The organism is Lentzea sp. NBRC 105346, assembly GCF_030269605.1.
Lineage (GTDB): Bacteria > Actinomycetota > Actinomycetes > Mycobacteriales > Pseudonocardiaceae > Lentzea.
Window position 1 is genome coordinate 69,271 of the sequence record NZ_BSTQ01000008.1, and the last position, 8,233, is coordinate 77,503.

5 protein-coding genes are annotated in these 8,233 nt (G+C 70.4%); 3 read left to right on the top strand and 2 right to left on the bottom strand.

Going from position 1 to position 8,233, the window contains the following annotated elements:
* Positions 1-43: 43 nt before the first annotated feature.
* Positions 44-931: an ABC transporter ATP-binding protein gene (locus tag QSK35_RS18550; RefSeq protein WP_285747747.1), complete on the top strand. Its 888-nt coding sequence runs from the start codon at positions 44-46 to the stop codon at positions 929-931.
* Positions 928-2,523: an ABC transporter permease gene (locus QSK35_RS18555; protein WP_285747749.1), complete on the top strand. Its 1,596-nt coding sequence runs from the start codon at positions 928-930 to the stop codon at positions 2,521-2,523. The genes QSK35_RS18550 and QSK35_RS18555 overlap by 4 nt, the downstream gene beginning before the upstream one ends.
* Here the strand turns inward: QSK35_RS18555 and QSK35_RS18560 are convergent.
* Together QSK35_RS18560 and QSK35_RS18565 are read right to left on the bottom strand one after the other, a co-directional pair.
* Positions 2,513-3,616, bottom strand: a complete 1,104-nt coding sequence (locus QSK35_RS18560) for an MFS transporter (RefSeq protein WP_285747751.1) — start codon at positions 3,614-3,616, stop codon at positions 2,513-2,515. The genes QSK35_RS18555 and QSK35_RS18560 overlap by 11 nt on opposite strands.
* Positions 3,613-4,437 (bottom strand): PAC2 family protein, encoded by an 825-nt coding sequence (locus QSK35_RS18565; RefSeq protein ID WP_502881685.1) that lies wholly within the window; start codon positions 4,435-4,437, stop codon positions 3,613-3,615. Before QSK35_RS18565 ends, QSK35_RS18560 begins: the two co-directional genes overlap by 4 nt.
* A 109-nt stretch (positions 4,438-4,546) precedes the next feature.
* Here QSK35_RS18565 and metH point away from each other — a divergent pair, with 109 nt between their 5' ends.
* Positions 4,547-8,080 (top strand): methionine synthase, encoded by a 3,534-nt coding sequence (gene metH / locus QSK35_RS18570; RefSeq protein WP_285747755.1) that lies wholly within the window; start codon positions 4,547-4,549, stop codon positions 8,078-8,080.
* Positions 8,081-8,233: the final 153 nt, after the last annotated feature.

The window sequence follows — 8,233 nt, forward strand, 5'->3', positions numbered from 1 at the left end:
TACGTACTTCACGAAGTTGTGAAAGAAGTGTAGCTTACTGCCCATGACATATGCGATATCCGTGTCGGGCCTGGTCAAAACGTTCGGGCCCACACGCGCACTGGACGGACTGGACCTGACCGTCCGGACGGGGGAGGTGCACGGCTTCCTCGGTCCGAACGGGGCGGGCAAGTCCACCACCATCCGGGTCCTCCTCGGGCTGCTGCGGGCCGACGAAGGCACCGCGCGCCTGCTCGGCGGCGACCCGTGGCGTGACACCGCCGCGCTGCACCGCCGGCTCGCCTACGTGCCCGGCGATGTCAGCCTCTGGCCGAACCTCACCGGTGGCGAGGTCATCGACCTGCTCGGCCGGCTGCGCGGCGGCCTCAACGAGAAGCGCCGCGCCGACCTGCTCGAGCGCTTCGAGCTCGATCCGCGCAAGAAGGGCCGCACCTACTCCAAGGGCAACCGGCAGAAGGTGGCGCTGGTCGCCGCGCTGTCGTCCGACGTGGAGCTGCTCATCCTCGACGAGCCCACGTCCGGCCTGGACCCGTTGATGGAAGCCGTTTTCCAGGACTGCATCAACGAGGAACGCGAACGCGGCCGCACCGTGTTGTTGTCGAGCCACATCCTGGCCGAGGTGGAGGCGTTGTGCGACCGGGTGAGCATCATCCGGACGGGCAAGATCGTCGAGACCGGCACGCTCTCCGAGCTGCGCCACCTGACCCGCACGAGCATCGCGGCCGAGCTGGCGTCCTCGCCGAACGGCCTGTCGGCCATGCCCGGCGTGCACGACCTGGTCGCCGAGGGCAACCGGGTCCGGTTCGAAGTGGACTCGGACCAGCTCGACGACGTGCTCAAGCAGCTCGTGGCGTCCGGCGTGCGCACGCTCACCAGCCAGCCGCCGACGCTCGAGGAGCTGTTCCTGCGGCACTACGAGGACGCGAAATGATCGGCACCTGGAACCTGGTCCGGCTGGCCCTGCGCCGGGACCGGATCATCCTGCCGATCTGGGTCCTCGCGCTCGTCGGCATCACCGCGTCGACCACGACGGCGCTGGAGGAGCTGTACTCCTCGCCGGAGTCGCGCAAGCTGCTGGGCATCACCGCGAACTCCAACGCGGCGTTCCTCTCGATGCTCGGCCCGCTGCACGACTCGTCCACGCTCGGCGGGCTGCTCGCATGGCGCTGGGGTGTGTTCGCCGCGCTGTTCGCCGGGATCATGAGCCTGCTGCTGGTCACCCGGCACACGCGCGCCGAGGAGGAGACCGGCCGGCTGGAGCTGATCAGCGCCACCGTCGTCGGCAGGCACGCGTCGCTGGCGGCCGCGATCATCGTCGCCGCGGGCGCGAACGTGCTGATCGGCCTGCTGATCGCCGGCCTGCTGCTGGGCAAGGGACTGCCCGCGCAGGGCGTGCTCGCGTTCGCCTCGTCGATCGTGGTGACCGGGCTCGTGTTCACCGGGGCCAGCGCGCTGACCGCGCAGCTGTCCGAGAACTCCCGCACCGCCAACAGCATGGCGGGCGCATTGCTCGGCGCCGCCTACGTGGTGCGCGGCGCCGGCGACTCGGCGGGGGACAACGGCCCGGAATGGCTCACGTGGGTGTCGCCGCTCGGCTGGGCCGAACAGGTGAGGGCGTTCGCGGGCGACCGCTACTGGGTGTTCGCGATCCCGCTGGCCGTTTTCGTGCTGACGATCGCGGCCGCCGCGGTGATCGTGACCAAGCGGGACGTCGGGCTGGCGCTGCTGCCGACCCGCCTCGGTCCGGCCCGTGGCGCGTCATCGTTGCGGAGCCCGTTCGCGCTCGCGTGGCGGCTGCAGCGCGGCACCTTGATCGGCTGGACGATCGGCCTGTTCATCGTGGGTGTCGTCTACGGCAGCGTCGCCGGCGCGGTCGGGGACATGGTGCGCGACAACCCGGCGCTGGCGAAGATCGTCAACGAGATCGGCGGCGAGGGTGGCGTGACGGACGCGTTCATCGCGACCGTCACGCAGATCATGGGCTTGATCGGCTCGGTGTACCTGGTGCAGTCGACGCTGCGGATGCGTTCGGAGGAGACCTCGCTGCGCGCCGAGCCCGTCCTCGCCACGCGGGTGACCAGGGTCGGCTGGGTCGCGTCCCACGCGGTGTTCCCGCTGGTCGGCGGTGCGGTCGTGCTCGCGGCCGGTGGCCTCGGCTTCGGGCTGCTGCACGGTGCCCGGGAAAACGATCTCGGTGGGGTGGTCCCGAAGCTGATCGGCGCCTCGCTCGCCCAGCTGCCCGCGGCCTGGGTGGTCGCCGGGGTGGCGCTCGCCCTGTTCGGGCTGTTCCCGCAGCTCACCGGCGTGTCCTGGGCCGTGCTGGCGACGTCGCTGCTGGTGACGCTGCTCGGACCGGCGTTGCAGCTCGATCAGTGGGTGCTGGACATCGTGCCGTACACCCACATCCCGAAGCTGCCGGGCGCGTCGTGGACGTTCGAGCCGTTCCTGTGGCTGACCGGGGTGGCGGTGCTGCTGCTGGCGGCCGGGTTCATCGGGTTCCGGCGCCGGGACCTCACGACCTGAGGGTGATCGAGGGGATCAGGACCAGCGCGGCCGTGGGCACTAGGAACGCCACGGTCGGGCTGGCCTGGTAGAGGGGGACGAAGACGACCGGGGCGACCGCGGCGCCGAGGAAACGCAGCGACTGCACGACGCTGACCGAGCCGCCCCGGTTCGTCCCTCCCGTGAGGACCATCGTGTTGAGACTGACGAGCACACCCTGGCTCGCCGCGCCGGTGAGCGCCCAGCACAGTCCCACGAGGACGATGTTCGGGATCGTGCCCACGGCGGCGACGAGGATCGCCCCGGTGGCCGCGGCGGCGAGCACGGTCCGTCTGGCGCCGAACCGGTCGACGGCCTTGCCGACCTGGCGGGCGGTCAGGAACCCGGCGACGCCGAACCCGGTCAGCAGGATGCCGCGTTCGGTCGCGCCGAGGCCGAACGTGTCGTCCAGCCGGAACGCCACCATGAACCCCAGGCCGCCGAGACAGCCCCAGCCGACGAACGCGACCAGCGCGGCCTTCAGCGTGCGCGGCACGAACGCGCTGCGCAGGCTCGCCCGTTCCTCCGCCTCGGTCCGCGGGATCCCGATGATCGCGAGTGCGGTGGCGACGATGGTGGCGCCGACGAACGCCCACCGCCACGACACCTCCGCCGCGAGGCCGCCGACGAGCGGCGCGGACGTCTGACCGGCGGCCTGCATGGTCGCGAACAGGCCGAGCGCGCGGCCCAGGCGTTCCCGCGGCGTGATGGCCGCGAGCGTGCCCAGCAGGACGGGCGTGGTGAAGGCGTTGGCCGCTCCCTGGACCGCTCTCAGTCCGATGAGGACCGGGAACGCCCACGCGGCCGCGCACAGCGCCGAGGCGATCGCGTAGACGATGTAGGCGCCGCGGACCGTCCTTTGTGGGCCCCAGCGCTGGCCCAGCGTGCCGGAGACGAGCATCAGGCCCGCGAAGGGCACCAGGTAGAACGTGAGCGTCGCGGCTGCGTCGCCCGCGGTTCTGGTGAAGTCCGCGCCGATCTCCGGCAGGATCGACGTCGTCATCGCGCCGCCGAACGGCCCGAGGAACCCGCCGGCGTACAGCCCGGCGCGCGCTAACCGATCGCTGTGCCTCAACGGCCGGGGCCGCGTCCCGGGCCCCGGCGGCGGCGCAGGTAGCGCTCGAACTCGGCCGCGATGTCGTCGCCCGACGCCTCGGTGATCTGCAGCTCCGCGTCGCCGCGCTCCTCCAGCGCCCGCACGTAGTTGCGCACGTCCTCGTCCTCGTCGGCCATCTCGGAGACGGTGCGCTCCCACTCCTCGGCCTGCTCGGGCAGCGCCCCCAGCGGCACCTCGATGTCGAGCACCTCCTCGACCCGGTGCAGCAACGCCAGGGTCGCCTTCGGTGAAGGCGGCTGCGACACGTAGTGCGGCACCGCCGCCCAGAACGAGATCGCGGGGATGCCGGCGCGCACGCAGGCGTCCTGGAAGACACCGACGATGCCCGTCGGGCCCTCGTACTTGGAGTGCTCCAGGCCGAACTTGGTCGCGGCCTCCGGGTCGTACGCCGTGCCGGTGACCGGGACCGGGCGGGTGTGCGGCGTGTCCATCAGCAGCGCGCCGAGGGTGACCACAGTGGTCACGCCCAGGGCGTCGATGTGCTCGAGCAGCTCGCCCGCGAACTTGCGCCACCGCATGTTCGGCTCGATGCCGTGCACGAGGACAACGTCGCTGGCCGAGCCGGGCGGGCGGCACACCGACAGGCGGGTCGTCGGCCAGTCCACGCGGCGGGTGACACCGTCCACCAGGCGAACGGTCGGCCGGGTGACCTGGAAGTCGTAGTAGTCGTCCGGGTCGATCTCCGCGAGCGGCGTCGCGTCCCAGGTGAGTTGCAGATGCTCGATCGCGGTGCTGGCGGCGTCACCAGCGTCGTTCCAGCCCTCGAAGGCCGCCACCATGATCGGGTTGGTGAGCGGGGGGCGCTTGGGGGTTGGGGATGCCTGGACCGGATCGTTCACTGCGCCAGACTACGGCCTCGCCCCGGCGTGGCCCCGTAGGCTTGCCCCCATGCATGGATCGTCGCCGTTTCTCGACGCACTGTCCGGCCGCGTGCTCGTGGCGGATGGCGCGATGGGCACGATGTTGCAGGCCGCCGACCTGTCGCTCGCCGACTTCGACGGGCTCGAGGGCTGCAACGAGATCCTGAACGTCACGCGTCCGGACGTGGTGCGCGACGTGCACCGGGGCTACCTGGAAGTGGGCGTCGACGCGATCGAGACCAACACTTTCGGGGCAAACCTCGCGAACCTCGCGGAATACGGCATCGCGGACCAGATCTTCCATCTCTCCGAACGCGGCGCCGCGCTCGCGCGGGAGGTGGCGGACGAGTTCGGGAACCGGTTCGTGCTGGGCTCCGTCGGACCGGGCACCAAGCTGCCCACACTCGGGCACGCCCCGTTCGCCACCCTGCGCGACGCTTACGAACAGCAGGTCAGGGGCCTGCTGGCAGGAGGCGTCGACGCGGTGATCGTGGAAACCTCGCAGGACCTCCTGCAGACCAAGGCGTCGATCATCGGCGCCAAGCGGGCGATGGAAGCCGAAGGCCACTACGTCCCGATCATCGCCCAGGTGACCGTCGAGACCACCGGCACGATGCTGCTCGGCTCCGAGATCGGCGCCGCGCTGAACGCGTTGGAGCCGCTGGGCATCGACCTGATCGGGCTGAACTGCGCGACCGGGCCCGCCGAGATGAGCGAGCACCTGCGTCAGCTCGCCAAGCACTCGCGCGTACCGCTTTCGGTAATGCCGAACGCCGGCCTGCCCCAGCTCGGCCTGCCCCAGCTCGGCCCGCGCGGCGCGGTCTACCCGCTGCAGCCGGACGAGCTGGCTCAGGCGCTGGCCGGGTTCGTCACGGAGTTCGGCGCGCGGCTCGTCGGCGGCTGCTGCGGCACCACGGCCGAGCACATGCGGCAGGTCGCCGAGGCGGTGCACTCGCTTCCGGTGCCGGAGCGCCGGCCGCGGCCCGAACCCGGTGTGTCGTCGCTGTACCAGGCGGTTCCGTTCAAACAGGACGCTTCGGTGCTGATGATCGGCGAACGCACGAACGCCAACGGCTCCAAGGCGTTCCGCGAGGCGATGCTGGCGCAGCGCTGGGAGGACTGCGTCGAGATCGCGCGCGACCAGACGCGCGAGGGCGCGCACATGATCGACCTGTGCGCTGACTACGTGGGACGCGACGGCGTGGCGGACATGGCGGCGCTGGCGTCCCGGCTCGCGACCGCCTCGACGTTGCCGATCATGCTCGACTCGACCGAACCCGAGGTGCTGCGGGCCGGTCTGGAGTGCCTCGGCGGGCGGTGCGCGGTCAACTCGGTCAACTACGAGGACGGCGACGGGCCGGACTCGCGGTTCCAGAAGATCATGCGGCTGGTGTCCGAGCACGGCGCGGCCGTCGTTGCGCTGTGCATCGACGAGGAGGGCCAGGCGCGCACCGCGGAGTGGAAGGTGCGGGTCGCGGTCCGGCTGATCGAGGACCTCACGACGAACTGGGGCATGCGGACGTCCGACATCATCGTCGACTGCCTGACGTTCCCGATCTCCACCGGGCAGGAGGAGGTGCGCCGCGACGCGGTCGAGACGATCGAGGCGATCCGCGAGCTGAAGCGCCGGTTCCCGGACGTGCAAACGACTCTCGGTGTGTCCAATGTGTCCTTCGGGCTCAACCCGGCGGCGCGGCAGGTGCTGAACTCGGTGTTCCTGCACGAGTGCGTGCAGGCCGGGCTCGACACGGCGATCGTGCACGCTTCCAAGATCGTGCCGATGGCGCGGATCCCGGACGAACAGCGTGCCGTCGCGTTGGACCTGGTCTATGACCGGCGGCGTGAGGGTTACGACCCGTTGCAGCGGCTCATGGAGCTGTTCGAAGGCGTGACGACATCGTCGAACAGGGCCTCCCGCGCCGAGGAACTGGCCGCGCTGCCGTTGTTCGAACGGCTGGAGCGCCGGATCGTGGACGGCGAGCGCAACGGCCTGGAGTCCGATCTGGACGCCGCGCTGGAGCAGCGCCCGGCGTTGCAGATCATCAACGACACCTTGCTGTCCGGCATGAAGACCGTCGGCGAGCTGTTCGGTTCGGGGCAGATGCAGCTGCCGTTCGTGCTGCAGTCCGCCGAGGTCATGAAGACCGCGGTCGCGCACCTCGAGCCGCACATGGAGCGCTCCGACGACGGCGGCAAGGGCCGGATCGTGCTCGCGACGGTCAAGGGCGACGTGCACGACATCGGCAAGAATCTGGTGGACATCATCCTGTCCAACAACGGCTACGAGGTGGTGAACATCGGCATCAAGCAGCCGATCACCGCCATCCTCGACGCGGCCGAGGAGCACCGCGCGGACGCGATCGGCATGTCCGGCCTGCTGGTGAAGTCGACCGTGATCATGAAGGAGAACCTGCAGGAGATGAACTCCCGCGGGGTGGCCGCGCGGTGGCCGGTCCTGCTCGGTGGGGCGGCGTTGACCAGGGCGTACGTCGAGAACGACCTGACCGAGATGTACCTCGGTGACGTGCGTTATGCGCGCGACGCGTTCGAGGGCCTGCGGTTGATGGACGCGATCATGGCGGCCAAGCGTGGCGAGACGCCGCTGGTGGATTCGGAGGCCGAAGCCAAGGCGGCGGAACGCAAGGCGCGTCGCGAGCGGTCACTGCGCATCGCCGCCGCGCGCAAGGCCGCCGAGCCGGCGCCGGCGCCGATCTCGCGGTCCGATGTCGCGTCGGACAACCCGATTCCGGCGCCGCCGTTCTGGGGCAGCCGCGTGGTGAAGGGCATCCCCGTCGCGGACTATTCGGCTCTTTTGGACGAGCGGGCGACGTTCATGGGGCAGTGGGGCCTCAAGGGCTCGCGCGGCGGTGGTCCCACCTACGACGAGCTGGTCGAGACCGAGGGCAGGCCGCGGCTGCGGTACTGGATGGATCGCCTTGCCACCGAAGGGGTCCTGGCGCACGCGGCGGTCGTGTACGGGTACTTCCCGTGTGTGTCCGAGGGTTCTGATCTGATCATTCTGTCCTCGCCGTCGGTCGATTCGCCGGAACGGTTCCGGTTCACGTTCCCGCGGCAGAAGCGCGACCGCAGGCTGTGCCTGGCGGACTTCTGGCGGCCGCGGTCGTCCGGCGAGGTCGACGTGATCGCGTTCCACCTCGTGACGATGGGGCAGCCGATCGCGGACTACGCCAACGAGCTGTTCGCGAAGAACGCCTATCGCGAGTACCTGGAGGTGCACGGTCTGGGCGTCCAGCTCACGGAGGCGCTCGCCGAGTACTGGCACAAGCGGATCCGCGAGGAGCTCACGTGGCCTGGTGGTGGGTCTGTGGCTGCGGAGGATCCTTCGGACGTCGAGGAGTTCTTCAAGCTCGGCTACCGGGGTGCGCGGTACTCGTTCGGGTACGGCGCCTGCCCGGAGATGGAGGACCGGCGGCGGATCGTGGAGCTGCTGGAGCCGTCGAGGATCGGGGTCGAGCTGTCGGAGGAGCTGCAGCTGCACCCCGAGCAGTCCACCGACGCGTTCGTGGCGCACCACCCCGAAGCCAAGTACTTCAACGTCTGATCTGGCGCTCGCCCGACGTGTGACCTGGCGCTCGCCCGACGTGTGACCTGGCGCTCGCCCGACGTGTGACCTGGCGCTCGCCCGACGTGTGACCTGGCGCTCGCCCGACGTGTGACCTGGCGCTCGCCCGACGTGTGACCTGGCGCTCGCCCG